The organism is Streptomyces sp. NPDC052301, from assembly GCF_044593395.1.
In the GTDB taxonomy this organism is placed as follows: Bacteria; Actinomycetota; Actinomycetes; order Streptomycetales; family Streptomycetaceae; genus Streptomyces.
In genome coordinates this window covers 489,201-515,449 of record NZ_JBIUBE010000001.1, presented here as the reverse complement: position 1 = coordinate 515,449, position 26,249 = coordinate 489,201, and the positions used below count along the sequence as shown (strand labels likewise).

24 protein-coding genes are annotated in these 26,249 nt (G+C 70.6%); 16 read left to right on the top strand and 8 right to left on the bottom strand.

Annotated elements, in window-relative coordinates:
* Positions 1-30 precede the first annotated feature (30 nt).
* The 12 genes from ACIHEJ_RS02080 to ACIHEJ_RS02025 all read left to right on the top strand — a co-directional run bounded on the left by ACIHEJ_RS02080 (position 31) and on the right by ACIHEJ_RS02025 (position 16,569).
* The gene (locus tag ACIHEJ_RS02080; RefSeq protein ID WP_400131319.1) at positions 31-768 is read left to right on the top strand and encodes a flavodoxin family protein; all 738 of its coding nucleotides are present in this window, start codon (positions 31-33) and stop codon (positions 766-768) included.
* Between the two features lie 556 nt (positions 769-1,324).
* Complete coding sequence (locus ACIHEJ_RS02075; RefSeq protein ID WP_400131318.1) at positions 1,325-3,751, top strand: SpoIIE family protein phosphatase; 2,427 nt, start codon at positions 1,325-1,327, stop codon at positions 3,749-3,751.
* A 75-nt stretch (positions 3,752-3,826) separates the two neighbouring features.
* Positions 3,827-7,411 carry a sodium/proline symporter PutP gene (putP, locus tag ACIHEJ_RS02070; protein WP_400131317.1) on the top strand — a complete coding sequence of 1,195 codons (3,585 nt, stop codon included), beginning with the start codon at positions 3,827-3,829 and terminating at the stop codon, positions 7,409-7,411.
* Between the two features lie 878 nt (positions 7,412-8,289).
* Positions 8,290-9,312: an AraC family transcriptional regulator ligand-binding domain-containing protein gene (locus ACIHEJ_RS02065; protein WP_400131316.1), complete on the top strand. Its 1,023-nt coding sequence runs from the start codon at positions 8,290-8,292 to the stop codon at positions 9,310-9,312.
* Positions 9,313-9,612: 300 nt separating this feature from the next.
* Positions 9,613-10,671 (top strand): 3-keto-5-aminohexanoate cleavage protein, encoded by a 1,059-nt coding sequence (locus ACIHEJ_RS02060; protein WP_400131315.1) that lies wholly within the window; start codon positions 9,613-9,615, stop codon positions 10,669-10,671.
* Between the two features lie 70 nt (positions 10,672-10,741).
* A complete protein-coding gene (locus ACIHEJ_RS02055; protein ID WP_400131314.1) occupies positions 10,742-11,716 on the top strand; it encodes a quinone oxidoreductase family protein in 975 nt (324 codons plus the stop codon).
* 38 nt (positions 11,717-11,754) lie between these two features.
* Positions 11,755-12,660: a TauD/TfdA dioxygenase family protein gene (locus ACIHEJ_RS02050; RefSeq protein ID WP_400131313.1), complete on the top strand. Its 906-nt coding sequence runs from the start codon at positions 11,755-11,757 to the stop codon at positions 12,658-12,660.
* A 91-nt stretch (positions 12,661-12,751) separates the two neighbouring features.
* Positions 12,752-14,035, top strand: coding sequence for an MFS transporter (locus ACIHEJ_RS02045; RefSeq protein WP_400131312.1), 1,284 nt, complete (start codon positions 12,752-12,754; stop codon positions 14,033-14,035).
* A complete protein-coding gene (locus ACIHEJ_RS02040) occupies positions 14,032-14,667 on the top strand; it encodes an RBBP9/YdeN family alpha/beta hydrolase (RefSeq protein ID WP_400131311.1) in 636 nt (211 codons plus the stop codon). The genes ACIHEJ_RS02045 and ACIHEJ_RS02040 overlap by 4 nt, the downstream gene beginning before the upstream one ends.
* 15 nt (positions 14,668-14,682) lie before the next feature.
* A complete protein-coding gene (locus tag ACIHEJ_RS02035; protein ID WP_400131310.1) occupies positions 14,683-15,048 on the top strand; it encodes a hypothetical protein in 366 nt (121 codons plus the stop codon).
* A gap of 161 nt (positions 15,049-15,209) precedes the next feature.
* Positions 15,210-15,593, top strand: a complete 384-nt coding sequence (locus tag ACIHEJ_RS02030) for a hypothetical protein (RefSeq protein WP_400131786.1) — start codon at positions 15,210-15,212, stop codon at positions 15,591-15,593.
* A gap of 100 nt (positions 15,594-15,693) precedes the next feature.
* Positions 15,694-16,569, top strand: a complete 876-nt coding sequence (locus tag ACIHEJ_RS02025; protein ID WP_400131309.1) for a slipin family protein — start codon at positions 15,694-15,696, stop codon at positions 16,567-16,569.
* Between the two features lie 328 nt (positions 16,570-16,897).
* Here ACIHEJ_RS02025 and ACIHEJ_RS02020 read toward each other — a convergent pair whose 3' ends face one another.
* Both ACIHEJ_RS02020 and ACIHEJ_RS02015 read right to left on the bottom strand, forming a co-directional pair.
* Entirely contained in the window at positions 16,898-17,323 is a 426-nt protein-coding gene (locus tag ACIHEJ_RS02020) for a hypothetical protein (protein WP_400131308.1), read from the bottom strand.
* 345 nt (positions 17,324-17,668) lie between these two features.
* Positions 17,669-18,841 carry a PP2C family protein-serine/threonine phosphatase gene (locus tag ACIHEJ_RS02015; protein WP_400131784.1) on the bottom strand — a complete coding sequence of 391 codons (1,173 nt, stop codon included), beginning with the start codon at positions 18,839-18,841 and terminating at the stop codon, positions 17,669-17,671.
* 297 nt (positions 18,842-19,138) lie between these two features.
* Between ACIHEJ_RS02015 and ACIHEJ_RS02010 the strand changes: the two genes are divergently transcribed.
* The 4 genes from ACIHEJ_RS02010 (at position 19,139) to ACIHEJ_RS01995 (ending at position 22,079) form a co-directional block, all read left to right on the top strand.
* The gene (locus ACIHEJ_RS02010) at positions 19,139-19,828 is read left to right on the top strand and encodes a hypothetical protein (RefSeq protein ID WP_400131307.1); all 690 of its coding nucleotides are present in this window, start codon (positions 19,139-19,141) and stop codon (positions 19,826-19,828) included.
* Positions 19,829-20,238: 410 nt separating this feature from the next.
* A complete protein-coding gene (locus tag ACIHEJ_RS02005; RefSeq protein ID WP_400131306.1) occupies positions 20,239-20,781 on the top strand; it encodes a DUF5994 family protein in 543 nt (180 codons plus the stop codon).
* On the top strand, positions 20,778-21,305 hold the full coding sequence (locus tag ACIHEJ_RS02000; RefSeq protein WP_400131305.1) for a hypothetical protein: 528 nt from the start codon (positions 20,778-20,780) through the stop codon (positions 21,303-21,305). The genes ACIHEJ_RS02005 and ACIHEJ_RS02000 overlap by 4 nt, the downstream gene beginning before the upstream one ends.
* Before the next feature lie 285 nt (positions 21,306-21,590).
* Positions 21,591-22,079 (top strand): DUF5994 family protein, encoded by a 489-nt coding sequence (locus ACIHEJ_RS01995; RefSeq protein ID WP_400131304.1) that lies wholly within the window; start codon positions 21,591-21,593, stop codon positions 22,077-22,079.
* A gap of 38 nt (positions 22,080-22,117) precedes the next feature.
* Here the strand turns inward: ACIHEJ_RS01995 and ACIHEJ_RS01990 are convergent, their stop codons facing one another.
* The 6 genes from ACIHEJ_RS01990 to ACIHEJ_RS01965 form a co-directional block, all read right to left on the bottom strand.
* On the bottom strand, positions 22,118-23,386 hold the full coding sequence (locus tag ACIHEJ_RS01990; RefSeq protein ID WP_400131303.1) for an ATP-binding protein: 1,269 nt from the start codon (positions 23,384-23,386) through the stop codon (positions 22,118-22,120).
* Positions 23,387-24,040: 654 nt separating this feature from the next.
* Entirely contained in the window at positions 24,041-24,196 is a 156-nt protein-coding gene (locus ACIHEJ_RS01985) for a DUF6131 family protein (RefSeq protein WP_400131302.1), read from the bottom strand.
* A gap of 86 nt (positions 24,197-24,282) precedes the next feature.
* Positions 24,283-24,891 (bottom strand): alkaline shock response membrane anchor protein AmaP, encoded by a 609-nt coding sequence (locus tag ACIHEJ_RS01980; protein ID WP_400131301.1) that lies wholly within the window; start codon positions 24,889-24,891, stop codon positions 24,283-24,285.
* Between the two features lie 30 nt (positions 24,892-24,921).
* Positions 24,922-25,608 carry a DUF6286 domain-containing protein gene (locus ACIHEJ_RS01975; RefSeq protein WP_400131300.1) on the bottom strand — a complete coding sequence of 229 codons (687 nt, stop codon included), beginning with the start codon at positions 25,606-25,608 and terminating at the stop codon, positions 24,922-24,924.
* Positions 25,609-25,660: 52 nt separating this feature from the next.
* On the bottom strand, positions 25,661-26,068 hold the full coding sequence (locus ACIHEJ_RS01970; protein ID WP_400131299.1) for an Asp23/Gls24 family envelope stress response protein: 408 nt from the start codon (positions 26,066-26,068) through the stop codon (positions 25,661-25,663).
* On the bottom strand, positions 26,065-26,232 hold the full coding sequence (locus ACIHEJ_RS01965; protein WP_400131298.1) for a hypothetical protein: 168 nt from the start codon (positions 26,230-26,232) through the stop codon (positions 26,065-26,067). Before ACIHEJ_RS01965 ends, ACIHEJ_RS01970 begins: the two co-directional genes overlap by 4 nt.
* Between the last annotated feature and the right edge of the window lie 17 nt (positions 26,233-26,249).

The window sequence follows — 26,249 nt, the reverse complement described above, 5'->3', positions numbered from 1 at the left end:
AGAGCGGCGGCAGAACTCCGGGAGGACCGTGTGACCGCTTCGTCGCCCACCACCGACGCACCGCCGGCCCGGTACGACGACCTGCGTGCCTTGGTGATCAACTGCACCCTCAAGCGCTCACCGGAGACGAGCAACACGCAGGGGCTGATCGACCGGAGCACCGCCATCATGGACGCGCAGGGCGTGCGCGTCGACGTCGTACGAGCAGTGGACCACGACATCGCGACCGGTGTGTGGCCGGACATGAGGGAGCACGGCTGGGAGACGGACGCCTGGCCCGAGCTGTACCGACAGGTCATGGCGGCCGACATCCTGGTGCTGGCCGGCCCGATCTGGCTGGGTGACAACAGCTCCGTGACGAAGCAGGTGATCGAGCGCCTCTACGCCTGCTCCAGCCTGCTCAACGAACATGGCCAGTACGCCTATTACGGCCGCGTCGGCGGCTGTCTGATCACCGGCAACGAGGACGGCGTGAAGCACTGCGCCATGAACGTCCTCTACAGCCTCCAGCACCTCGGCTACACCATCCCTCCCCAGGCGGACGCCGGCTGGATCGGCGAGGCGGGGCCCGGACCCTCGTACCTCGACCCCGGATCGGGCGGCCCGGAGAACGACTTCACCAACCGCAACACCACCTTCATGACCTGGAACCTGCTGCACCTGGCCCGGGCGCTGAAGGACTTGGGCGGCATCCCGGCCTACGGCAACCAGCGCACCGCCTGGGACGCCGGCTGTCGCCGCGACTACGAGAACCCCGAACACCGGTGACGTGATGCCGGGGGAAACCGGCGGTCGGCCGTCGGTTTCGGCCCCGCCCAGCGGGTCCCGGCGCCGGGCAGCGGGCCGGTGACTGCCCGGGAGTGGCCCAACGGTCCGCGGACCGGTGGGACGGCTGCGGTGGCGTGGGGCACCCTCCCTACCCGAGCGGCGGCGCAACGCCTCGGGCGGTCACCGCCGCCCCCGGGCGGGGCGGGCTCACTCCGTGCCGATTCGGTCCTCGACCGGCTGCCGGCGGAGAGAGGCCGGCGGACAGCCCTGCTGATCGACGGCGACACCGGCGTCGGAGGGGATCCTCGGAGCCTGCTGCACCGCTGTCACGGGCTCGTCGCCCCGACCGGGCGGTGCGGGCCGGCTCGACGCGGGACCGTGGTGGTGATCAGGGAAGACGGCACGGACGGGGACGTTCGGATCAGGGCGCCGGAGGTGCAAATTACTTAGGGTATGAGAGCGGACTTCGTTGTTTGTCCACATGGGCGAGTGTTCGGTGGCGAAAGAGCAGACGGCCGAGTTGCCTGGCGCACTCGGAGCAGGGCAGGCCGCGGACTTGCCGTACCAGCAGTCCGCCCTGGATGCTGCCCGCGTCGTGGCTCAGGGTGCCGCCCTGCTGGCCGCTGGGCTGGGGGCGTCGGGTCTGGCCGGCTGGGTCTTCGGCATCGAGGTCCTCAGACGAGCCCCCGGTGGCGATGCAGCCATGACCGCGAACACGGCCGTGGCTCTGCTGGCACTGGGTGCCTCCCTGTTTCTCGTGGCGCGCGGTCGTGTCACCCCGTGGGTGACCGCCGTGGTGCGCGCGGCCGGGGCACTGGCTGTGGTGATCGGTGGCCTCACCGTCGCGGAGTACGTGACCGGGGTGGGTCTGGGCATCGATGAACTGCTCTTCCGGGACGACACCGCCCGGACGGCGTCGGAGGTGCCCGGCCGGATGGCACCGAACACAGCTGCGGCACTGATGGTCGGGGGCGTCGCGGCCCTGTGCGCGAGCACGTCCCGTCTGCCCGCATGGACGAGCCAGATCCCCGGCCTGGCCGTCCTCACCCTGGGAATGCTGCGGCTGTACGGGTTCGCGTACGCCGTGCCCGAACTCGAGCGGTTCGGTGCGTACAAGGGGATGGCCCTGTACACCGGGACGGCTCTGGTGCTGCTGGGTGTCGCCGCCTTCCTCGCCACCCCGGAACGCGGTCCTGCAGGACTGCTGATGAACGCGGGCACCACGGGAGCGCTGGGGCGCCGGTTGTTCGCCACCGTCCTGGTGGTTCCGCCGCTGCTGGGTGGGCTCGTCCTGGCCGGTGAGGACGCGGCACTGTTCGGAACACGGCTGGGTACCGCGCTGCTGGTGTGCGGGCACGTGGCCGTGTTCGCCACGGTCATCTTCGCGACGTTGGTCGTGGGCCGCCGTATCGAGTTGGCACACGCGCGCGCCGAGTGGCAGGTGCGGCAGAACGAACTGCTGCAGGCGTTCATGGACCACACGCCCGCGGTGATGTTCATCAAGGATCTCGACGGTCGCTTCCTGGCGGTCAACACGACCTTCGAGGAGAGTCTGGGCCTGTCCCGCGAACGGGTACTGGGCCGCCGCGACCGGGATGTCATGCCGCCCGCCCTCGCGCGTCAGGCGCGCGCCGCCGACCTCGCCATGCTCGCCGCGGGCGCTCCCACCCAGCAGGAGGAGCTGATCGACCTGCCCGGGGGAGCCCGGGACTTCCTGACCAGCCTGTTCCCGCTCAAGACCGCTGCCGGCACCCCCTACGCCGTATGCGGTGTGATCACCGACATCACCGACCGAGTCGCGGCCCAGCGCGAAGTACGACGGGCCGACCGGCGCTTCCTCGCGCTGCTGGAATCGGCTCCCGACGCCCTGCTGATCGCGGACGGCCACGGCGTCATCGTCATGGCCAATGCGCAGGTGCAGAAGTTGTTCGGACGTTCGCCGGCCGACCTCGTGGGCACCCCGGTCGTCGACCTGGTGGCCGCCCCGCGGCGTCGTAGGCACAGTGCACTGCTGCGTGCCTACCTGCGGCAGGTGAATCCGAAGCCGATCGTCCTGGACCACGGCCTGTACGGGCTGCGCAGCGACGGCGCGGAGTTCCCCGTGGAAGTGAGCGTGAGCAGTCTCCGGGCGGAAGAGGAGACACGGGTGTTCCTGACCGTGCGGGACATCACCGAACGCAGACACGTCGAGGCCGAACGCGCCGAGCGCTACGAGGAGCATCGGCGTATCGCGTACACCCTGCAGCACAGTCTCATGGGTGAGCCGTCCTCCCTGCCCCACCTGCCCGCCGCCCACCGGTATCTGGCGTCCGTCCAGGACCCGGGCGTGGGCGGCGACTGGTTCGACATCGTTCCGCTGGACGGGCACCGCACCGGCATCGTCGTGGGGGACGTGATGGGGCGCGGCCTGGAGGCGGCGGCCGTCATGGGCCAGATGCGCGCAGCCTCGCACGCACTGGCCCGTACAGGCGTATCCCCGAGCCGGCTCATGACCGGGCTCGACGCGTTCGTCGCCGACCTGGCGGACCAGCTCGTCACCTGCGTCTACCTGGTGGTGGACCAGAGCACCCACGAGGTCACCCTCTGCTCGGCGGGACACCTCCCGGTCATCGCCCTGCCTGCCGACGGGCCAGCCCGAATGCTCCGGACGCCGGTCGGCGTACCGCTGGGCGTCAACGATCCTTGTGGTGCAGGGGTGCCGTTCCAGCAGGCGACCCACCCGGTGCCACCGGGCACCACGCTGGCCGTCTACACCGACGGACTGGTCGAAAGGCCCGGCACGGACATCGAGACCCAGATCGGCATCCTCGCCCGCACGCTCGACTCGGCGCTGAAAGGAGTACGTGCAGATCAGGAGGGCCTCGACCAGGCCGCAGACCTGCTGATGACGACCCTCCTGCCGGACATGGCCACGCATGACGACGATGTGACACTGCTCTTGATCGGGCTGCCCATGCCGAAGGGAGAGGACTCCCGTGCCTGATTGCCGCGACGGCGGTCTTCGTCGACCTCGCAGTGACGGAGCGCCCGTGCTCATGAACCTCGCAGGCGAGGCAGTATGTCCGACGTGAGTGCGCCGATCGTGGCCACGTTCCTCGTGTACGTGGCCGTCATGATCGGAACCGGTGTCTGGGCCTACCGCCGTACGCACACCTTCGCCGACTTCGCCCTGGGTGGCCGCAGGCTTCCCGCGTTCGTCGCAGCCCTGTCCGCGGGGGCCAGCGACATGTCCGGCTGGCTGTTCCTGGCGTTCCCCGGAGCGGTGTACGCGGCCGGTATCGGGGCCGGCTGGATCGCGGTCGGTCTCGTGCTCGGTACGTACCTCAACTGGTTGTTCGTCGCGCCGAGGCTGCGCACCTACACCGAGCGCGCCGGGAACGCCGTGAGCCTGGCCGCCTACCTGGAGGAACGGTTCGAGGACCGCACACGGATGCTCCGGATGGTCTCTGCAGCGGTGACCCTGGTGTTCTTCACCGTCTACGTCGCCAGTGGGCTGGTGGCCGGCGGGCTGCTGTTCGGGCACATCTTCGGGGCCGGGTTCAAGCTCGGAGTGGCCCTGACCGCCCTGGTGATCGTCGTCTACTCGTGTCTGGGCGGCTTCCTGGCCGTGAGCCTGACGCACGTCATGCAGGCCGTGCTGATGTTCCTCGCCCTGCTCGTGCTCCCCGTCGTCGGCATCGCGACGCTCGGCGGCTTCGGTGCGCTTCGCGACTCCCTCGACAGCAGGACGCCCAGCCTTTTGGACATGGGTGCCAAGGTCGACTTCGTGAACGGGCGGTGGTCGGGAGGCGGCGGGTCGCTCGGCGCCGTCGCGATCGTCTCGTTGCTCTCCTGGGGCCTCGGCTATTTCGGGCAGCCGCACATCCTGGCCCGCTTCATGGGCATCCGCAGCACCGGTGCCGTCCCCGCGGCCCGCCGTACCGAGACCGGGTGGGTGGTCGTGGTGCTGGCCGGTGCCACCTTCGTCGGCCTGCTGGGCATCGCGCAGTTCGGCACACCGCTCCACGACCCGCAGACGGTGTACATCACCCTGAGCCGGACCCTGTTCAGTCCGTGGGGCGCCGGCGTCATGCTGATCGCGGTGCTCGCCGCGATCATCTCGACCGCGGACAGTCAGCTCCTCGTGTCGTCCGTCGCCCTCACGGAGGACTTCTACCGCGCCTTCCTCAACCGGCGCGCCTCGGACCGGGCCCTGGTGTGGGTGGGCCGCGCCGCCGTCGTCGTCGTGACGCTGGTGGCCTCCCTGATCGCGCTCAGGGGCGGCGGGCTGCTGGGCATCGTGGGCTACGCCTGGGCGGGCTTCGGCGCCGCCTTCGGCCCGGTCGTCCTGCTTTCGCTCTACTGGCCCCGGATGACCTGGGCAGGGGCCATGGCCGGGATCGTGTCCGGCGCAGTCACGGTGCTCCTGTGGCGGGTGGTCAAGCCGCTGCACGGCCCCTTCTGGTCGGGCATCTACGAGATGATTCCGGGCGTCCTGGTCGCCACGCTTGCGGCCCTGGTCTTCGGCAGGTTCGTCGGCCGGCCTCCGAAACGGGCCTTCTGGCGGATGCCGGGCGGCGGGGTGAGCCAGCTGATGCTCACCCCCTTCCTCAGTCACGCGCCGGTCGGCATCGCCGTCCTCGACACGGATCTGCGGTACGTCTGGGTGAACGAGCCACTGGACCGCCAGATCTCGCTCAAGCGGCGGCTGGGGCGGCGGATGGCGGAGGTGTTGCCGCAAGCCGAGGCCGACGCCTTCGAGGAGAAGATGCACGAGGTTCTCCGGACCGGCGCGCCGGTGATGGATTTCGAGTACCGCGGGGCCGGCTACACGGTGCACGACCGGAGCCGCGCGATCTCCGCCTCCTTCTTCGCGATGAAGGACCGCCACGACCGGCACGTCGGCGTCTGGTACATGACCATCGACGTGACCGAGCGCTGGCGGGCTCAGGAGCGGCTGGCCCTGCTCAACGACGCCGCCGCTCGTATCGGCAGCACCCTGGACGTGACCCGCACCGCGCAGGAACTGGCCGACGCCGGGGTGCCGGCCGTCGCGGACTTCGTCGCCGTCGATCTGCTGGACTCGGTCATGCGGGGCGAGGAGCCGGCACCTGGGCCGGTCGGCATGGCGCCCGCCATCCGGCGTGCGGCCCAGCAGTCGGTCCGCGAGGGCTGCCCCGAGGCGTCACTGGCCGTGGGGGAGACAGTCCGGCGTGCGCCCGCGACGCCCGTGACCCGCTGTCTGCTCGAGAGCAGGACACTGGTCGAACGGGTCCTGGACCGCACCAACAGTCCGTGGGTGACCGTGGACGAGACGCTGGGCGCCTCGTTCCTGGACCACGACTTCCGCTCGGTGATGGTGGTCCCCGTGCGGGCGCGCGGCGTGACCCTGGGGGTGGCGACGTTCGCCCGGTCCCGGCGGCTGGGCCCCTTCGAGGACGACGACGTCCGCCTCGCCGAGGAACTCGTCTCCCGCGCGGCGGTGTGCATCGACAACGCACGCCGGTTCACCCGCGAGCGCACCGCGGCCCGTTCCATGCAGCGCTACCTGTTGCCGCAGGACCTGACGGGAGGCTCCGCTCTGGACGTGGCCTCGTGGTACCTGCCGGCGGACGTCCCCAGTGGTGTGGGCGGCGACTGGTTCGACGTGATCCCGCTCTCCGGAGCACGTGTCGCCCTGGTCGTCGGGGACGTGGCCGGTCACGGCATCAACGCGGCGGCGACCATGGGGCGCCTGCGCGTCGCGGTACGCACGCTCGCCAACCTCGACCTCTCCCCGGACGAACTGCTGGCCCACCTGGACGACCTGGTCATCGGCCTCATGGGGGCGCACGACATCGATGCTCCATCGGCGGCCGAGGGCGAGGCGACGGGCACCGCGTTCCTGGGCGCCACCTGCCTGTACGCCGTCTACGACCCGGTCAGCAGGCGGTGCACCATGGCCCGGGCCGGTCACCTCCCCCCGATGATCGTCGCTCCCGACGGCGCCGCCGACATCCTGGACCTGCCCGCCGGACCGCCACTCGGTCTCGGCTACCTCCCCTTCGAGTCCATCGAGACGGAGCTGGAAGACGGCAGTCTCATCGCCCTCTACACCGACGGCCTCATCGAGTCCGTCGACCGGGACATCGACGTCGGGCTCTCCCGGCTGGGCGATGCCCTCGCGGCGCCCCTGCCGAACCTGGCGGAGACCGGCCGACGAGTGATCGAGAGCCTGTTGACGGGCCCGCCCGCCGACGACGCGGCCCTGCTCCTCGCCCGCACCCGTGTCCTGGCCCCGGACCGCGTCGCCTCCTGGGACCTGCCCACCGACCCGGCTGCCGTCGCGCACGCCCGCGACCTCGCGGCTCGGAAGCTGACCGAGTGGGGCATCCCGGATCTGACGTTCACCACGGAACTCATCGTCAGTGAACTGGTGACCAACGCGATCCGCCATGCGGCCGGACCGGTCTGCCTGCGCCTCATCCGGGACCGCGGCCTGATCTGCGAGGTCTCCGACGCCAGCAGCACCTCGCCCCGTCTGCGTCACGCGCGGACCACCGACGAGGGTGGACGGGGTCTGCTGATCGTCGCCCAGATTGCCCGCCGGTGGGGCACTCGGTACACGAAGAACGGCAAGATCATCTGGACGGAGCAGGTCATCACGGCTGACGCGATCGGCTGACCCGGGGGCGGATCCGCCTCGCCGCGCAACCTCGATCCGATGGCTCCGGCGGGCGGGGCAGCGGGGCCGACCGCGTGCCACACGTGCTGCTGCCCGTCCACCGACGTCAGAACGGCCTGCGGCGGTGCGATCGCGGTCGGCCACCCGGTTCGGCACGACCGGGGCGCGGATCCCCGGCACCCTGATCAACTCGACGGCCAGGGGATGGCGACGGTGCTGGAGCGGCTGTCGTGACCGGCCGGTACGCAAGGAGCCGGCTGCGTCGGTGACGCCGCGTGCCTGGAGTTCCCGCGACATCGTCCAGCACCGCACACCATCCAGGGCACGGCGTACCGGCGTGCCCTCGCCGCCAGCTCCTTGGGCGCCGTGGACGCGGTCTTCCTGGTGCCGGTCAACCGCTTCGTGCAGACCCCCGTGGAGCTCATCTCTGCCCCGCCCCTCGGACAGGGTCCTCGCGGTGCGCTTCGGCTCGGCGGCGAACGTGGGCAGAGGGAGGTCGGCGGTGGTCATCCGCAGCAGGGTGGCGGCGCGAGCGCGGGCAATGTGCAGCGCCCCGCGCCATTCGTCACGGTTCCCGGCGGACAGACTCAGAACCCAGTCGTCGCGGCCCGCCAGGTCGGGTCCGTACCACAGGGCGGGGCCTGTGAAGGGGGCGGTCGGCGCCGTCGGCGTACGTGGGGCTTCGGCCATGGTCGCCTCCGCGAGGTCTGGTGAGCCGGGCAGTTTCTTCCGGCGGTGCGACCGCCGGGCGGCACCGCGGTCGCACCGCCGTACGGACCGCGTTGAACGGGGATGCTACGAACCACTCGCCCGCCCTGCTTGACGGGCGGGGACGGGAAACTTAACTTCTGGGGACCCACCGCCCTTGGAGCGTGCCCATGAGGCCCCTTGCCCGCACCGCCGCGCTGAACGGCTACGTCGAGCTGAGCAGGTCCCTCGGTCTCGACCCCCGCGCCCTGATGAAGGGGGTCGGGCTGGACACCGCGGACCTGGCCGTGCAGGACCGGTGGATCTCCGGCACGGCGGTGGTCAGGCTCCTGGAACTGTCGGCCGCCGCCTGCGGGCGGGAGGACTTCGGTCTGCTGCTGACCGAGCGGCGGCGCTTCTCCAACCTCGGCCCCATCAGCCTGCTGGTCCGTGAAGAGCCCGATGTCCGCAGTGCCTTGGCCCTGCTGATCCGCCACCAGCACACCTACAACGAGGTCCTGCACGCACGGCTCTCGGAGGGCAACGGGGTGGCCACGCTCAAGGTGGATCTCCGGCTCGGCGAACCGCAGCCGGCCCGGCAGGGCACCGAACTCGCCGTGGGAGCGTTCCACCGCGTGCTGAGCGGCTTCCTCGGCCCGCACTGGCGCCCCTCGGCGGTCTGCTTCGCCCACCCGGCGCCGCGGGACACGGCGGGCCACCGTCGCCTGTTCGGGCCCTCGGTGGAGTTCGACCGCGACTTCAACGGCATCGTCTTCTACGCCGAGGACCTGGACGCGCCCAACGCCATGGCCGACGCTCAGCTGCGCAGCTACACCCGGCGGTACTTCGAGCCCCTCGCGGCCCCCAGAGAAGGATCCGAGGTGGACCGGGTGCGCGACCTCATCGAGGCGCTGCTGCCGACCGGGCGCTGCTCCATCGAGCAGATCGCACGCAGCCTCGGCGTCGACCGGCGCACCGTGCACCGCCATCTGGCCCGCTCCGGAGAGACGTTCTCCTCACTGCTCCATTCGACCCGCACGGCGCTCGCGGAGCAGTTCGTCGCCAACCCCAACCGTTCCCTGACCGAGGTGTCCACGCTGCTGGGTTTCTCGTCGCTGAGTGCGTTCTCCCGCTGGTTCCACGAGCACTTCGGCACCGGTCCGCGTGAGTGGCGCAGGAGCCGGGGCGGGCCGGCGGTGCCCGGCGGAAGCTGAGTCCGCAGAACGCGCGCCGGCCGTGGCACCGGTCCGTCCAGCCGTGTGTCCCCGATCGACAAGTCACCTGTCACCACAGGCAAAACGGCCGCGCGCCGCCCGCCCTACCTTGGCACCACCGCGCAGGCGGTCGGCCTCCGGAGGGAGCGCCCTTCAGCTCCCCTGAGGGCACTCCCTCCGGACCGCGGCCCGCGCCGGGCCAGTTGTGGCCGTCGGCCCCGACTTCCGCCGTCACAGGCCAATCGTCGCGTCCGCCGCCTGCTCCGGGACGTGATCACCCCTACGCCAAGGAGAAGCCCCGTGCATTTCCACGACGACTCACTCTTCCCGGAGAACCAGGAGAAGCTGGTGATCCAGGCCGCGCCGTACGGCCCCGAGTGGCTTCCCGGGGACGCGGACGACCTGCCCCTGACCATGGACGAGCACGTACAGGCGGCCGTGGACTGCTACGACGCCGGCGCGACGGTACTCCACATCCACGTCCGCGAGCTCGACGGCAAGGGCTCCAAGCGGATGTCCATGTTCAACGAACTGCTCGGACGGCTGCGCGAGGCCGTCCCGGACATGGTGCTGCAGATCGGCGGCTCGATCTCCTTCGCCCCGGAGGGGGAGGGCGGCGACGCCAAGTGGCTGGCCTACGACACCCGCCACCTGCTGGCCGAGCTCACCCCGGCGCCGGACCAGGTGACGATCGCGATCAACACCAGCCAGATGAACATCGTCGAGATCATGAACGACGACGACCTTCAGGGCACGTCGATCGCGAAGCCGGACTACTACCGCGCCTACCGCGACATGGTCGTCGAGGCCGGCCCCGATTTCTACCTGGAGCACCTCAAGCGCCTGCACGCCGGCGGCATCCAGCCGCACTTCCAACTCGCCCACCTGGCCCAGCTGGAGACCGTCGAGCGACTGATCCGCGCGGGCGTCTACACCGGGCCGCTGATCCTCAACTACGTGGCCATCGGCGGCGGTTTCGCCGGCCGGCACCCCGCCGACCTGATCGAGTTCATCCGCCGTGTGCCGGACGGCGCCGTCCTGACCATCGAGAGCTCCATGCGCGCCGTGGCCCCGATGAACGCCGTCGCCATCGCCCTGGGCCAGCACGTGCGCGTCGGCAACGAGGACAACCTCTGGCGCGCCAAGGGCGAGCGGATGTCCTCCGTGGCCCAGGTCGAGCAGATGGTGAGGATCTCCGAGGCGCTCGGCCGTGAGATCGCCACCGGTGCCGACGCCAAGCGGATCTACAAGCTCGGCGAGTACTACGCCGACGCCGACGAGACCCTCGCCCGGCTCGGCATGGTACCCAACCGCCGCCCGGGACAGCGCGGCTTCATGCTGCGCGACGCCACCGCCTGACCCCTTCCCGGCGTGCAGGGCCGATCCCGCACGCAGGGCTTCACCCCCCGCGAATCCTTCGGAGCACTCTGTGGCACACGCCGTCCGCTTCCACGAAACCGGTGGTCCCGACGTCCTGAAGTGGGAGGAGGTCACCGTCGGCGATCCCGGCCCCGGCGAGGTGCGTGTCCGGCACGAGGCCGTCGGCCTCAACTTCGCCGACACCTACTTCCGCAGCGGGCTCTACCCGGTCCGCCTGCCCGACGGCATCGGCGTCGAGGCCGCCGGCGTGGTGGAGGCGGTGGGCGAAGGCGTCACCGACGTCGCCGAGGGCGACCGGGTGACGTACACCGGAAGTCCGCTCGGTGCCTACAGCACGGAGCGGGTCATGCCCGCCTCGCACCTGATCAAGCTGCCCCCCGAGATCAGCTGCGAGACGGCGGCTGCGATGACCATGCGTGGCCTGACCGCGGCCTATCTGCTGCGCAGGATCCATCCGCTGAAGCCCGGCGACACCGTGCTGCTGCACGCCGCGGCGGGCGGAGTGGGCCTGATCGTGAGCCAGTGGGCCGCACTGCTCGGCATCCGTGTGATCGGAACGGTGTCCAGCGAGGAGAAGGCCGGCATCGCCCGAGCACACGGATGCGAGCACGTCATCCGCTACCGGCACGAGAACGTGGCCGACCGGGTCCGCGAGCTGACCGGCGGCGCGGGCGTCCCGGTCGTGTTCGACAGCGTGGGCAAGGACACCTTCGCGGGTTCTCTGGCCTCACTGGCCCGCCGCGGGCTCCTCGTGTGCTTCGGCACCGCCTCAGGCCCCGTCCCGCCGATCGACGCGATGCAACTCGCTCTGCAGGGCTCGGCGTTCGTCACCCGCCCGGCCCTGGCCGACTACATCGCCGACCGCGCCGAGCGCGCCGCGCTGGCCGGCGAGCTGTTCGAGCACGTCGCCGCCGGGCGCATCAAGATCGAAATCAATCAGCGCTACGCCCTCGAGGACGCGGAGCAGGCGCACCGCGACCTGGAAGCCGGCCGGACCACCGGGTCCTCCGTCTTCGTCCTGTGAGAGGGCGCACCTCGTTCCACCCCAAGGAGTGAGCACGCATGCCAGACACCCTCTCGTCCTCGCGGCAGACCCCGGCGCTCGTGCGTCGGACCACCGTGAAGGCCGATCCGCTGACCTGCTCCATCGGAGCCGAACTCACCGGCGTGAACCTCGCCGACGCGGCCCGTGACGACGACCTCTTCGCGGAGATCAAAAACCTGCTGCTGCGGCACAAGGTCCTCTTCCTGCGGGACCAGGACATCACACGCGCCGACCACGTCGCGTTCGCCTCGCGCTTCGGCGAGCTGGAGGACCACCCCGTCGCCGGCAGCGACCCGGAACACCCCGGCCTGGTCCGCATCTACAAGGAGCTGGACAGTCCGCCGGAGCACTACGAGAACGCCCTGCACACGGACGGAACCTGGCGGGTGAACCCGTCGATGGGCGCCGTACTGCGCTGCGTCGAATCACCTCCGGTCGGCGGCGACACGATCTGGGTGAACATGGCCGAGGCTTACCGCCGGCTCCCCGAGCACATCAAGACCCGGATCGACGGGCTGCGCGCCCGGCACAGCATCGAGGCCACCTTCGGCGCCGTCATGCCCGAGGAACAGCGCCACGCGCTGAAGGAAAGGTTCCCGGACGCCGAACACCCCGTCGTGCGAACCCACCCCGAGACGGGCGAGAAGATCCTCTTCGTCAACGCCTTCGCGACGCACTTCGTCAACTACCACACGCCCGAGAACGTGCGTTTCGGCCAGGACTACGCGCCCGGCGCGAGCCAGCTGCTCACCTATCTGATCAGCCAGGCCGGGATCCCCGAGTACCAGGTGCGCTGGCGCTGGACTCCCCACAGCGTGGCCATCTGGGACAACCGCTCCACCCAGCACTACGCCGTCCAGGACTACTGGCCCGCCGTCCGCAAGATGGAGCGCGCCGGAATCGTCGGCGACAGACCGTTCTGACCTTCCCCTTCAAGCAGTCGAGGTGATGACGATGGAGTTTCACACCACTGCGCAGTCCACGGCCCCGACAGCGTCCGCGTCGGAGTGGCCCGTGTCCAAAGGCTATGCCTGGACGGTCTTCGCACTCGGCATCGGCCTGCTGCTGTCCGACTACATGTCCCGCCAGGTCCTCAACGCCGTCTTCCCGATGCTGAAGGCCGAATGGCTGCTGTCCGACGCCGCCCTGGGGTCGCTCAGCGGCATCGTGGCCCTGGCGGTCGGCGTGCTCACCTTCCCCATGTCCCTCATGGCCGACCGGTGGGGGAGGGTCCGGAGTCTGCTGCTGGCCGCCACGCTGTGGAGCCTGGCCACCCTGGGGTGCGCCGTATCGGCGAGCTACGGCGAGATGTTCGTCGGCCGGCTCTTCGTCGGCATCGGCGAGGCGGCGTACGGCAGTGTGGGCATCGCCGTGGTCCTCAGCATCTTCCCGGTCACCCTGCGGGCCACGCTCTCCGGTGCCTTCATCGCGGGCGGTGCCTTCGGCTCGGTGCTGGGCGTGACCGTCGGCGGCGCCGTCGCACAGGCGGCCGGCTGGCGCTGGGCGTTCGCCGCGATGGGGATCTTCGGCCTGATACTCGCCGCCGTGTACGCGGTCGTGGTCAAGGAGAGCAGACTGGCGCCCCGCGGACGGCCCGCCGGCGGCGACGGCCCGGAAGCGCGCGGGCGGCTGCGCGCTCACCTGCCCCGCCTCTTCTCGTCCGTCTCCGTCATCAGCGCCTATGTCGGCAGCGGACTGCAACTGTTCATCGCCGGCGCGCTGTTGTCCTGGCTGCCCAGCTTCTTCAACCGCTACTACCACATGGCCCCGGGCGAGGCGGGCGGAGCGGCCGGCGCCTTCGCCATGGTCATCGGCTTGGGGATGATCTTCGGAGGCGTGGCCTCCGACCGCATCAGCGCCACCAACCCCATCCGTAAATGGGCCGTCGCGGCCGGCTGCAGCCTCGGCGCGCTCCTCCTGCTGACTCTCGCCTTCCAACTGCCCAGCGGACCTGCCCAATTGCTCGCACTGGCCGTCGGCTGCCTGCTGTCGGCCGGTTCCGCCGGACCCGCGGCGGCCATGGTGGCGAACCTGACCCCCGCCTCCATCGCGGCGACCGCGTTCGCCACCCTCACCCTGGCCAACAGCCTGCTCGGGCTGGCCCCCGGCCCCGCGGTCACGGGTGCGCTCGCGGACCGCTTCGGTCTGCTGGGCGCCCTGCGCGTCGTGCCCCTCGTCGCGGTCGCGGCGGCACTGGCCTTCCTGGTCGGCAGGCACTGGTACGAACGCGACCTCCTCCGCCTGGCCGACCCCACCCCGAAGGGGGAGCCCAAGCACCCCTCGGAGGTCCCCTCATGAGCGCCACCGTGGAACCCACCGTGGAACCCACCGTGGTCATCGTCCCCGGACTGCGCGACCACGTCGCGGACCACTGGCAGACCGTGCTGGCCGGACGTCTCGCCGAGGCCGGACGAGTCGTCCGCACCGTCCCACCGTTGGCCGGGAGACGAATCAGCCTGGATGCCCAGGTCGCCAACCTCGCCGCGACCCTGGCACCTCTGGACCGGCCGGTCCTGCTGGTCGCCCACAGCGCCGGAGTCATCACCACGGTGCACTGGGCCGCCCGCCACCGCGCCGATGTGCGCGGCGCGTTGCTCGCCACGCCGGCGGACCTCGAAACACCGCTGCCGGACGGCCACCCCACCCCTGCCGAACTGGCGGAGCACGGCTGGACCCCCGTGCCCCGCGCACGGCTGCCCTTCGCCAGCATCCTCGCCGCCAGCGCCGACGACCCGCTGGGCGCACCCGGACGCGTCGCCGAACTGGCCCGGAACTGGGGCAGTCAGCTCGTGCAACTCGGCGCCGTCGGCCACCTCAACCCGGCGTCGGGATACGGGGAATGGCCCCGGGCCGAAGAACTGATCCGCATGCTGGTGTCCGACTCCCGCAGCGCACCGCTCGGGGCGACGCCCACCGGAGGGCACCCATGAGGCCGGACTCACGCAGTGGTGGAACAACTGCCAGGCATCTCGGACAGCCTCGTCGTCGGCGTCGAGCAGGCCGACGGCGGATACTTCATGCCACTCTTCGTCGTGACCCATGACTGCGGGGAAAGCGACGACGCCCTGCGGGAGCGGATCACAGTGGCCGTAAGACAGCAGCTTTCCCCGCGCCACGTGCCCGACGTGATCGCACGCGTGGCCGCCCTGCCCCGCACACTGACCGGCAAGAAACTCGAGGTGCCGGTCAAACGGATCCTGCAAGGCGCCCGGGTCGCCGAGGTCGCCGGTCCTGGTGCCGTCACGAACGGCTACATGCCGGAGTGGTTCGCGGAATTCCGAACACGGACGAACTCGAGCGGGAACACGTGAGACAAGACGTGATGATCGGGTACGTCGACAGCCTCAGACCTCCGACCTGAGTCGCCATCGGACGGGTCGGCCATCGGTCGGCATCCGTCCCTGAACAGCCGTCGCCCAGCCGTCGGTGAAGCGTGTCGTTGCAGAGTGAGGGCGCCCGGGCGAAGCGGACCATGTCGGCGCGCGGGCGATCTCGCCCGCTGCCGGTGCCGCCACCCCACCGCCCGCGACGTCTTCCCAGACCGGGACGGCCAGATCCGCGGCCGCGACGCCCGCCTCCGTCGCCCTCGCCGGCACCGACCCCGCACGCCCTCGGCCTCATCCGGCTCGGCGGCGAGCCGCTCCTGGAGAGCCGAGCCTTCGCCGGACTGTGGGATCGATACGACGTCACCGGCCGCAACAGCACCACCAAGACCCTTCAGCACCCCGGGGTCGGCACGATCACCCTCCATCCCCAAAGCATGGAGGTAGGCGGACAAGTACAAGGGCCGGTCACGGGGACAGCAGGGCCGACCGGCCCTGCCGTCCCGCAGGGCGGGGGAGCAGACTCGCAGTGAGGCCGAGAAGCGGTCTCGCGCCACACGCTGTCCCGCTGCGGCGACGCCTTCCCGGACCCGGTGCCTCATCGCCCCGGTCCACCTCCCGAGGGAGCGAAACATGGCCGCCTTGATCGTGGTTCTGGTGGTGTTGGCCGTTGTGGTCCTGATCGGGCTGGCGATGGCGATCCGGATCGTCCGGCAGTACGAGAACGGTGTCCTGTTCCGGTTCGGCCGCCTGGTCGGTACGCGCGCGCCCGGGTTGCGGTTCATCATTCCGTTCGTCGACGTTCTGCACCGTATTTCGCTGCGCATCGTCACCATGCCGATCCAGTCCCAGGGCATCATCACCCAGGACAACGTCAGCGTCGATGTCTCGGCCGTGGCCTACTTCCGCGTGGTCGACGCGGTCAAGTCGGTCATCGCGATCGAGAACGTGAACTCCGCGATCGACCAGATCGCCCAGACCACCCTGCGCAAGGTCGTCGGCCAGCACACCCTGGACGAGACCCTGTCCGAGACCGACCGCATCAACCTGGACATCCGTCAGATCCTCGACGTCACCACCACCGAATGGGGTGTCGAGGTCACCCTGGTCGAGCTCAAGGACATTCAGCTGCCCGAGTCCATGAAGCGCGCGATGGCCCGGCAGGCCGAGGCCGAGCGGGAGAAGCGATCCAAGATCATCAACGCCGAGGGAGAATCCCTGGCCGCTGCCGCCCTGGGCGACGCCTCCGACACGATGATGGCCCACCCGCTCGCCCTGCAACTGCGCAACCTGCAGAGCCTGGTCGAGATCGGCGTGGACAAGAACACCACCGTCGTCTTCCCGGCACCGCTGATGAGCACCATCGGCGAACTCGGCTCCTTCCTCGCCCGCGAGGCGAACGCGGCCGCGACCACGGCGCCACCGTCTCCCCTCACGCCCGTACCGGCCCTCGACCTGACCGACTCCGCTCCCGTGCCGGCACATAACGGGGCGCCCGAGACCAGGTGAGTGCCCCTGTCACCTCAGGGTGATGCGCTTCCTTCCGCGGCCCGCCCACCCCGGTCGACGGCCCGTCATGATGCAGGCTGTCGACCGGCGTGGGGCGGGGCGCGGCAGTGCTGAAGCGCCCGGCACGGCGCCGCAGGTGGCGGCGGCCGGCGTAGCGCCCGGACACCGGGTGACGCCACGCCGCCGTGGCTGCGCCGCCTCGCGGAGTCCGAAGACCGCGGAGTCCGAAGACCAGGGCGCACTCCGGAAATCCAGCATCGCCCGCGCCCGCTCCCGCCCCCGTAACCGATGAGAGCCGACACCCATGAAAGACACAGGCCAGTCAGGCTCAGGAAGGCCGATCATCCCTCTCGCCAGAGGCCGCCGAAGGACCTGCGTCCCCACCCTCGGCCGCGTCGGCGTTCCCGCAGATCGTGCCATGGACGTCGCGGATGAGGTGCTGTTGTGCCTCTGTGAGGCCGCAGGGCATGGTTTTTCCGGAGCCGGCCTCAAAACGGTCGCCGCCGATAGTCAGGTCCCCGAAAACGCACCGGTTGGGGCCTCCCAGCGCGTACACGACAAACGTGGCGATACTGTTCAGCGGACAAGGGCCGGCGGGACCTCGGGCATCGCCTGCGTCGCCGTGGAGGCCGTGTCCGCCCCATGCGGCCCGCTGGATGGTGAAGGCAGCGCCGGAGTCGGTGCCCTGGTCCGGGATGCCGTCGCGGAACTGTATGCCGCCGTCGATTCGGATCAACGCGTAGATGCTGTTCATGAGAGCGCCTGGATTCGTGCGTCCGGTAGGCGTGATCCGCGAACGGCAAGGCACCGCAGCGGTGCCGCGGCGTGAGGCAAGGGAGCGGGCCTGTCTGCTCGCCGTGCAGCTGTTTCCATCCTCCATCGATTCGGTGATGGGGGCCACCCTGCCGGGGCTGCATCTCACCGTGGGGACTTGCCGCGCGATGCTCAGGAACAGGCTCAAAGCGTTGACAGACTCGATTCCGCGTCATGGGTACGCCTACCTGACCGCGCACGACCACAAGGTCCGCCTCAGCTGCCTGCCCCTTCCGGCCCGCCCGTCTGGGGGCGTGTGCTCGCCGGGAGAGCGTCCTGGCCACCGCTACTGCTTCGTGCGACCGGCTGAAGCCTGCTGAGTGTCCGCGCCGGAGCTGACGTGCCGCAAGGTCTGCTGGGGGCCGTGCCAGTCCAGGCACATCACGGTGGCATCGTCCGCGAGCCGGCCCCCGGCGGCATCCCGGACCGCGGACGTCAGTGTCAGCGCCGTTTCCCGCGGGTGCAGATCCCGGGTGCGCTCCAGCAGGGTGAGCAGGTCGACCTGCTCCCCATGACGCTCGAGCATGCCATCGGTCACCATGAGCAGCCGGTCACCGGGGCGGAGGTCGATGTCCTGGACACGGTAGGGGTGGGGCACGGACACGGGTAGCCCGAAGGGATGGTCCACCTCGCAGGTGATCGCCTCCGCAGCCCCCTCGCGCAGGCGCAGTGGCCAGGGGTGGCCGGCATTGACGAGCCGGGCGCGACCGGTGTGGAGGTTGATCCGCAGCAGTTGCCCGGTGGCGTGGCCGTGGCCGTGACCGGTCAGGGCCTGGTCCGCCCGGTGGGCCTGCTCGGCCAGGCCGGCTCCTGCGCGACGGGCGCCGCGCAGGGCGCTCACCAGCACCGTGGCGGCCAGAGCGGAATCGATGTCGTGGCCCATGGGGTCGGTCACCGACACGTGCAGGGTGTCGCGGTCCAGCGCGTAGTCGAAGGTGTCGCCGCTGAGGTCTTCAGAGGGTTCCAGGTGCCCGCACAAAGTGAACTGCGCAGCCTCGCACGACAGTGACGGGGGCAGTAGCTGGTACTGGATCTCCGCTGCCAGCGTGGGGGGCCTGGAGCGCTTGCCCCACGTGTAGAGGTCGGTGAAGCGTCCGTTTGCGATGACGACGTAGGCCAGGATGTGGGCGGCTTCCCCGACCTCGTCAAGGACGTCGTCGCCGGGGTCGGCGGGCAGGAGCAGTTCCAGCAGTCCGATGGCGTCCCCCCGGTTGGTGACCGGCACGATCACCCGCTGTTCCTTCCCGGTCGCCTCCTGGTACAGCCGTTGGGTCCGGATCACCTGCTCGTAGACGCTGCCGAACAGGGGAATCCGCTCGGCTTCCTGCTCATCCCCCGCACCGGCTGAAGTGGCCAGCCGCGCCACCGCCTTGCCCGTCAGGTCCATGATGAGGAAGGACACCTTCGTGGCCCCGAAACGGCGCCGCAGGTCTTCACCGACCACCGCGACGGCGTCCACCGGCGCTGCCCTCTCCGCCGCGGTCAGCAGCCGGGGAAGACCACTCTGCCTACCGCTCACGACGACGGCCCCTTCCACCAGCCCCTTCTCCAGCTTGAGAACCCTGACGGCCGGCGTCAATCCGTGCGTGATCACGGCCGGTGGTCAAGCTGTGCCTACATGGAGATGGATCGGCCTCGGCGCGTGCCTGGGGGCGCCGCCGTCTGGTCGCGCGACTCGACGAGGTGCTGACGGATCCGCCCCACCCCACCGCCACACTGCAGGTGGGGGCGGCCTGCCATTCGGCTCCACGCCGAGATGTCGGCCCACTTCGTCGCATTCGATGCCCTCCGGATCGACGGGCAGCAGCTGTTGCGGGCGTCGTACGGTGAAGCCATGTCCGCTTGGAGGCGCTGGTTCACCGCCTGGACCGAGGCGCCGACCGTTGAGGGGCTGATCATCCGTGGGGGCCTGCCCGTCGCCCGGGCGCTCATCGTGATCCGGGCGCCCTCGGTGCGATCACCGGGCGCCCTGCGCCGCCCCACAGAACTTCACCGGATCCGAAGCGGTCGAACTGCAAGGCCAGGCGCTGGCCGGCGCGAGCGCCTGTGGCCGATCGCCTGCGCGCTTGCTCTCTCCAGTTGCCATTGGGGTGTGCTCAGCGCTTTCTGGAAGAGCGGGTGGAACGGCCCGTTCATCCTGGAGGAGCGCACCATGGCGCAACCGGTTAGTAGGCCGACGATCAGCGCGGAGCAGTTCAGCCGAGTGTGTGACGAGATCAGGAGCACGGCGGCGACCGAGAAGAGCGCCCAGTGCATCCGGGACTGCGCTCTGCGCATCGTGCAGACCCTGGGCCTGGCGCTGTCCACGGATGACCTGAGCAGACTCCTCGCCGAACTCATGGCCCCCGGGGCGGCCCCACACCAAGGGAGCCCTCACTACACCCGAGAAGCCATCCTGGACATGCCTGACGAACAGGGAGGAGAAGATGAAGGTCCGGTCAGGTAGAGCGGCCGGAACGACTGGTTCGCGCCGTCCTGCGCTCCTGAGCTCGACCCCGTCGAGGGCGTGTGCTCATCGCCGTCCCACCGCGATCACCGGCTACTACGGCCAGAACCTCCCCTGTCCGGGTTTCGGGCGCGAGTCGGGATTCATCGCCTGCGCCGCCGTCATCGTGCTCCTGTCCGCACTGCTGCCCCTGACGTTCAAGCGCAAGGACTGGCTCTGACCGGCACCGGGCACCGGCGACCAGGTTCCGAAGGCGGGAAACTACCTGGTCATCCCCGGCTTTTCGGGCCGGTGAGCGGAGTAGTGTGAAGACACCGGGAGTTCTTCGCGCACCGGCTCCGCCGCGGGTGCCGTTTCCGGTGATCGACAGCGCCGGGCCGCACCCACGAGCCCGGGGACAGGTCCGCGCCATGGCCGTGACCATTGACCGTACGACATCGAGCAGACGCGCGCCGCCGCAGCCTGCTCGGCTGTCCCTGACCCCCGCGCCGGGCGGGCTGGACGGCATGTGGTGGCCTCGCTCCCGTGCCCTCACCCGTGAGCTGCCAACCCTGACGGCCGCACTGGGCGAACATTGGGGCCGCATCACAGGTGTCACCGTGCACCCGGCCTACTGGCCCGTCATCCCGCACTGGGTGTCCGTCGCCGGGCGTACCGTGCAGGTGGGCTGGTCCACCGAGGAGCAGGATCCGCACAGACTGACCTTTTTCTCCACCGATGGCCGCCGGGACGTGCTGGTGATTCCGCCGGAAACGGGTGCGGATGCCGCCGCGCAGCTGATGGCCGGCGACGGCATCGAAGTCCCGCCCCGGGAGGAAGCAGCAGAAGGGATCGCTGCCCGAAGCAGGGAAGAAGCGTGGGAGACCGACGGCGGAGCAGGTCGGCCGTCGTCTCTGCCCCGGCCCGTCGACAGGGCCGCCGCCCGGCGGTCGGCCGAGGTGAGAGAACCATGACTGTCATCGCCGTGGCCGTACTGCTCCTTCTGGTCGCCGTCGGAGTCGTTCTGATCCACCGGCTCAATGGTCAGCACGACGAACGGATCGCTGCCTTTCACTACAGCGATGTTCTGCCGGGGATCGGGCGTCGGCCCCGGAGGCGCCGTCGGCCGGCGGTGGACGGGAGCGTTCCGGCGCGCCCCGCCGCGACGGCGGCCGCGGATGACATCGACTTCGGCCCGACCGTGAGCAGTAGAGGAAGGCGCGTCATGGCGCTGTTGCGAGACCGGAAGACGTACCGCGAGAGGATCATGCAGGCTCTGTACCAAGCCGCCGAGAGCAATCGCCTCCTGGGCGTCGATGGGGCGAAGCTCCGCACCGACCTCGGTGTCCCTGAGCAGGACATGGCCGCTGCCTGTATGTACCTGGCGGGCGAAGGTTGGATCGTCGTGGACTGGGGGAGGGGCAACACGCCCGCGATGATCACGCTGACGCACCAGGGGATCCGGCAGATGGAGACGGAGGAGGAAGGGCGTGGCTGAGCCGCCGCGTCGGGTTCTCGGACCGAAGCGAACCTTCACGAGGCTCGTTCATGCCGGATCGATTCCTTTGGCGTAACGTGGGAAGTGGGTCGGCGCACGCTCACGTGCAACGACCCGGAAGGGCGGCTCCGGCGGGTATACGCCGGAGCCGTTGCCTGTTTCCGTGACCGCGCCGTGCGGCGAGGCGCTCGCGCGAGCGTCGTTCAGGCGTACGGTGAGGTAGCAGGGTCGTATCGCGGTCGCATGCTCTGCGGTCGCACTGATCTTTGCGGACGGGCGGACATCATGGCCGACTCAGACACCTCCGACCACCTCCCCCGACTCCTGCCGGACGCCGTTCACCGGTCGGTGAGGCCGGGGACGGCCCTGCTGAGGTTGGAGACGACCCGCGCACGCGAGGGAATCCTGGACGGCGCATGGTGGCCGCGGTCCCGGGACATAGGTGCCGAGCTCCCCTCGTTGATCTCCGCGTTGACCGAGCATCTCGGACCTGTCACCCGGGTCGGCCTGGACGGCAGCGCCTGGGACGAACTGCCGACCCGGGTGATGGTCGAGGGCCGTGTCGTCCACATCGACTCCTTCCCGGTCGGTGACGACACCGTCCTCATCACCCGGGGCGACCGGGACCATTTCTCCCTGATGCTGGTCCCTCCGGACACGTCGCCCGACGCGGCACGCGCCGCGATGGCCAGGGCCGTACGGGCCGACAACGTCACCGAGGCCAGGCAGATCCTCATCGAAACGGGCAGCGACACGCCACCTGCGCCGGCCTGACCCATCCGCCGCAGATCGACTCCCCATCGGCCTGGACGCTAGATGCGGGCGAACTTCTCCGTCTGCTGGGCGAATTCCTGGGCCATGGCGGCGCTGACCGTGGGCTTGGTGTCGCGGATCGTTTCCAGATAGTCGTCGGTGGTGGGGGTGGTCCGGGTTCCGGTGTCGAAGGAGCGCTCGAACTGGGCCTGGGAGACGGTTCGCGCCGCGTGGGCGATGTCGGCGGGGGTGAACCCCTCGCTGGCGGACGCGAGTACCGCGCCGTCGGCCCGCGCGCCCGCTCGGGCCAGGTAGCTCTCCCACAGCGCGGTCCTGGCGCTGTGGTCGGGAGGGCCGATCGGCAGCACGTAGTCGAAGCGGCCGTGCCGCAGGAACGCGGAGTCGAGCGTGGTCACGTTGTTCGTGGCACAGACGAGCAGCCGCCCGTCCTGGCTACGGAAGCGGACGATCGCCTTGAGCAGTTCGTTGACGACGCCCACAGCGGTCGCGTCCGCGCCACCGCGTTCGCCGGCGATCTCCTCGACCTCGTCGATGAAGACGAGGACGTGGTCGAGCCGGGCGATCTCGTCGAAGCGCCGGTTCAGCCCGGTCGCCAGGCCGTACTCGGCGGCCAGACGGGCGGGGAACAGTTCGAGGAAAGGCCATCCCAGGCGGCTGGCGATCGCGTGCGCGAACGTGCTCTTGCCGGTCCCGGGCGGGCCGAACAGCATCACCGCCCGTGGCAGTTCCACTCCGTGCTGCGCGGCCAGTTCGGGATGGGCCAGCGGCAGGACCAGGCGCCGCTCGATGAGCTGCTTCTCCCGTTGCATGCCCGCGACTTTCTGCCACAGTCCCCCCGGCGGCAGCTCCCCTCCGAGCGAGGACAGTGTGCCGACCGACTGCGGGGTCACCGGTCCGCGCTTCTCGAAGAAGACCAGGCCGGGGCGGGCACCGAAGTCGCAGTTGCGCAGGGCGGTGGCACCGGTCTCGCCCTCGGGCAGGGCGGCGTGCACCGCACGGACGCCGACGGCGAAGAGCCGTTGCTCAAGGGCGGTGATCAGCGCACTGCCCAGCCCGCGCTGCCGCCGGCCGGGCGCCATGCAGATGCGCAGGATCCATGCCCGTTCGCCCTCCACCCTGCTCACCGCTGCGCCGATCAGCACGTCGTCGGCCGTGGCCACCACAGCCGGGTGACGGGTCTGGAGGGCCGTCACGACGTCCGAGAGCGGGAAGAACGGCGGCTCCTCGGTGGTGCCGCTCTCCATGTCGACACGGATCAGCGCTTCGAGATCGTCCTGGGTGTAGTCCCTGACGCGCCAACCCGTCATGATCAGCTCCGCGTGTTCGGCCGTACTCCCATCATCGGCTGATGCCCGGAGGACGCGCGCGACGGGCGTCGTCCACGAGTCCGCCCCGGTGGCCCGGATCGCTCGTCCGTACCACCACCGCGGCACGCGGTGGTGGTACGGGTGGCCGGGTCATGCCGCGGTGCCGGGCGCGTTGCCGGCCGCGCTGAGGGACTTGTCCGGTGCGGCCGGTGGCGGCCGGTGGCGGCCGGTGGTGCTGCGGCGGCGGGTGCGGCGGCCGCGGTTTCCCGGGCGAGGAAGGAGCCGAGCTCGCCGATCGTTCTCATGAGGGGTCCGGGAAGACGACGGTGGTGTTCTGGTCGACACCGATCACCAGGCTTCGGAGATCGCGTAGTTGAAGCGCCAGGGGGGTGGGCCGTCATGGTGCCTGATAGGCCGACGAGGCGTGGAAACTTCCGCCCAGGTCGGGAGCTGATCCACCGTCCCGGCCGAGTCGGCAGTGTGCTCGTTCGGCAAGGACCGGCACAACGGCCACCGGGCGCGCCCCGCCCGTGCCCGGCACGGCGGAGACCGCAGCCGGATCGACCTCTCCGCCGCTGCGGACGCCTGTGGGGGCCGCGCCGGCGGCCGGCCTGCCCGTTGCCCGGGTCACTGCCCTTCAGTGCCCGACCTCGATCACCAGTAGTGGCGTCGACCGGCGACGGCGTGGCCCATCGCGCCGAGGACCCACAGGATGGCTCCGACGACCGCCAGGATGATCCCGATGGTCCACAGGATGGAAATGCCGGTGAGGAATCCGACGACGAGCAGAATGATGCCCAGGACGATCATGATCTCTCCTTCGGTGAGCAGTGCTGTTCTCCTGCGAACCGCGATGATCCGCAAGAGCGTTGGGGCGGGAACAGCCGGTCTTCCTCTCACTCCACGCGGTGTGGTCTGTGGCGGGTGACCTGTACGCGGACCTCGGTGGGCGGGTCAGGGAGGCCGGTGGACCAGCGTGCGGTGCTGAGCGGGCCTTCGCAGAGGGCGCCGAGAGTGGCGCCGGGCGCGCCCTCGGGGGTGAGGGTGAGCCTGACGTGGGTGCGGTGGTGGGCTGGTCGGCCGGTGATGTGTACGGCCGCGTGTTCGATCCCCGGCAGGGCGCCGGCCTCGTTCGCGATCGCGTCGCTGAGTGCACGGTCGCGCAGTTCGACGCCTTCCTGCGGGGGTGTGCCGCCGACGGGCAGGGAGCCGGGGCGGCGTCGGCTCAGCTGGGCGAGCAGCCACCCCAGGGCGATCAGGGCGGTGAGGGCGAGGGCGGCGATGACCGCGGGCCACCACCACCAGCCCTGGCTGCTCCAGCGGGCCCGGTCGGCGGAGCCGAGCAGGACGTCGGTCGGCGTGGTCAGGGGCCAGCCGGCGGGCGGGACCAGATCGTGCCGCCGGTAGAGGTCGAGCCCGGCGAAGAGGACCAGCAGTCCGCCGCCGAGCAGAACCAGTCCGGTGAGGGCCAGCAGACTGCGGTTGAGTGCGGATCGCGGCGTCATGGTGCGGGCTCCCGGTGGTGCGGTTGTCGGTCAGTCGGTGCGTCGCCGTACCCGTACGACGATGCGGGGAGGGCGAGCGAGGGCCAGCTGGTCGCGTTCCTCGCCGAGGACGGCGGTGAGGTCGTCCTTCACCCGCTGGGGGTCGCGGAAGCGGACGTCCGCGCGGGCTCGGATGCGGCGGCGGCGTACGAGGACGCGCGCCGAGCCGACTCCGGGGACCCGCATCGCGGCGTCGCGCAGCAGACCGGAGGCGCCGTCGCGGGCCAGGAAGGCCCTCACACGGGGGCAGTCGGCGGGGGAGCGCAGGGGGAGCCAGCGGCGTTGACCGGGGGTGAGGGCAAGGACGATCAGCCAGACCCCGACGGCGGCGGCCACGGCGGCTCCCGTCAGCATCCACACGTCCTCCACCGGGCGGGTGGCCAGTTCGTCGGCCAGATGCCGTCGCCAGGCCGCCGCCGGACGTCCTGCCCGAACGGCGATGACGTCGACCAGCGCCGCGACCGCGGCCACCAGGATCACGGCGGCGACCAGTGCCGCCGTGATGCGACGCGCGGACCACCCGCGGTGGGTTCGGTGTCCTCTGCCGCGTTCACCGGGCGGGAGGTCCGAGGTGGACCCGTCGCGTTCGGGCGGGTCGGGCTCCTTCGTGAGCGGCACGGTGCCACGGTGCGCGGACGGCGCGCCGCTGCGGTCGGGAGGACCGGGATCGGGTGTCATCGCGATCGCCCTTCCTCCCCGGCGTGCTGTGCGACCCGGGCCGCGTGGCCGCTCACCGGACCCGCCCCCGGCTCGCGTCGGCGGCGGTCACCAGCCCCCGGACGGTGAGGAGGACCTCTCCCACCCGCATGCCGGTCAGCTGGGCGACCCGTTCGGCGACGTCCTGCTGGATCCGCTCGCAGACACGGGGGATGTCGGTGGGGTAGGGCAGGTCCATCGTCAGATGCAGGCGCACCGAACCGGTACGGACGGCGACGGAGGCGCGGGTTGCCGTCGGTCCGCCACGGTCGGGCGGTACGGCGGCGTGCCGTGACTGAGCCGTTCGTGCGGCCTGGGCGGCGATACGGGCGACCACCCTGTCCGGGATGACGGTGGCGCCCCGCTCGGCCGGGGGCGGCAGCCCGGCGGTCGGCGCCGGCGGGCTCGACCCCGCCCCCGGGGGAGCGGGCCGGGTCCTCACCGCTGCCTCCGTGTCCGGAGGTCGAGGTCGCCCTGTACGACGAGGCCGACGATCAGCCCCGCCGCACCCAGGACCAGCACCAGCAGAAAGGCCCAGAAGCCGCCGAAGTAACCGGCGAAGCCGAGGGCCATACCGGCCACGAGGCCCGTCATTGCTGCGTTCATCTCGCACTCACCCGTCT

Bases quoted from the DNA above. Each gene is read 5' to 3' on its own strand.
- putP (WP_400131317.1), top strand. From the start codon at position 3,827: ATGTCCGACGTGAGTGCGCCGATCGTGGCCACGTTCCTCGTGTACGTG.
- ACIHEJ_RS02065 (WP_400131316.1), top strand. From the start codon at position 8,290: ATGAGGCCCCTTGCCCGCACCGCCGCGCTGAACGGCTACGTCGAGCTG.
- ACIHEJ_RS02050 (WP_400131313.1), top strand. From the start codon at position 11,755: ATGCCAGACACCCTCTCGTCCTCGCGGCAGACCCCGGCGCTCGTGCGT.
- ACIHEJ_RS02040 (WP_400131311.1), top strand. From the start codon at position 14,032: ATGAGCGCCACCGTGGAACCCACCGTGGAACCCACCGTGGTCATCGTC.
- ACIHEJ_RS02030 (WP_400131786.1), top strand. From the start codon at position 15,210: ATGTCGGCGCGCGGGCGATCTCGCCCGCTGCCGGTGCCGCCACCCCAC.
- ACIHEJ_RS02025 (WP_400131309.1), top strand. From the start codon at position 15,694: ATGGCCGCCTTGATCGTGGTTCTGGTGGTGTTGGCCGTTGTGGTCCTG.
- ACIHEJ_RS02020 (WP_400131308.1), bottom strand. From the start codon at position 17,323: ATGAACAGCATCTACGCGTTGATCCGAATCGACGGCGGCATACAGTTC.
- ACIHEJ_RS02010 (WP_400131307.1), top strand. From the start codon at position 19,139: ATGTCGGCCCACTTCGTCGCATTCGATGCCCTCCGGATCGACGGGCAG.
- ACIHEJ_RS02005 (WP_400131306.1), top strand. From the start codon at position 20,239: ATGGCCGTGACCATTGACCGTACGACATCGAGCAGACGCGCGCCGCCG.
- ACIHEJ_RS02000 (WP_400131305.1), top strand. From the start codon at position 20,778: ATGACTGTCATCGCCGTGGCCGTACTGCTCCTTCTGGTCGCCGTCGGA.
- ACIHEJ_RS01995 (WP_400131304.1), top strand. From the start codon at position 21,591: ATGGCCGACTCAGACACCTCCGACCACCTCCCCCGACTCCTGCCGGAC.
- ACIHEJ_RS01990 (WP_400131303.1), bottom strand. From the start codon at position 23,386: ATGACGGGTTGGCGCGTCAGGGACTACACCCAGGACGATCTCGAAGCG.
- ACIHEJ_RS01985 (WP_400131302.1), bottom strand. From the start codon at position 24,196: ATGATCGTCCTGGGCATCATTCTGCTCGTCGTCGGATTCCTCACCGGC.
- ACIHEJ_RS01980 (WP_400131301.1), bottom strand. From the start codon at position 24,891: ATGACGCCGCGATCCGCACTCAACCGCAGTCTGCTGGCCCTCACCGGA.
- ACIHEJ_RS01975 (WP_400131300.1), bottom strand. From the start codon at position 25,608: ATGACACCCGATCCCGGTCCTCCCGACCGCAGCGGCGCGCCGTCCGCG.
- ACIHEJ_RS01965 (WP_400131298.1), bottom strand. From the start codon at position 26,232: ATGAACGCAGCAATGACGGGCCTCGTGGCCGGTATGGCCCTCGGCTTC.